This window comes from Vibrio sp. 2130-1 (assembly GCF_033339515.1).
The window spans coordinates 1-643 of record NZ_JAWOUT010000380.1; the positions used below are offsets into that span (position 1 = coordinate 1).

Genomic DNA, 643 nt, shown 5'->3' on the forward strand with positions numbered 1-643 from the left:
CTCAAAAAGAAAACACTATACCACCTATCAACAAAATTAATAATAAGAACACAAAAAACAAAAGTGTTATTAACTCAAATTTAATTGGGCAAACAGTAAAAAACCGTTACGAAATTGAGTCTATTTTAGGTCATGGTGGACTCTGTGATGTTTATTTAGCAAAAGACAAAATTCTTGAGTCTTCTGGCTCGGAGTCCCCTTATGTAGCTCTAAAAGTTTTACAGAAAGAGTTTGCGTCTCAGCCAGAGACAGCAAGAATGTTGATTCGAGAAGCGCAACAAACACAAAGACTTAGTCATCCAAACGTAATCCGGGTCTTTGATTTCGGAGTCGACGGTGATATCTACTTTTTAGTGATGGAATATCTGGCCGGTGAAACGTTGGAAAGTTTAATCCAACGATCTCGCCCAAATGGTTTGAAGTACCATGCAATGCTTTCTATCCTCAACCAAATCCTCGACGCATTATCCTATGCTCATTCGCTAGGTGTTGTACACGCCGACTTAAAACCAGCCAACGTAATTGTAACTTCCGAAGGCCATGTAAAGCTTTTGGATTTTGGTGTGTCGAAAACTCACCAGATCAAACAGGATCAGTATGCAGCAAAACGTAAAACAGAAGATCTAGAAACGCTGGGCTACAC

The 643-nt window shown here is 39.5% G+C and carries 1 protein-coding gene; it reads left to right on the forward strand.

Annotation, left to right across the window (positions count from 1 at the left end):
• A partial coding sequence (locus R7Q09_RS26350) for a serine/threonine-protein kinase (protein ID WP_318143967.1) occupies positions 1 to 643 on the forward strand: 643 nt, incomplete at both ends.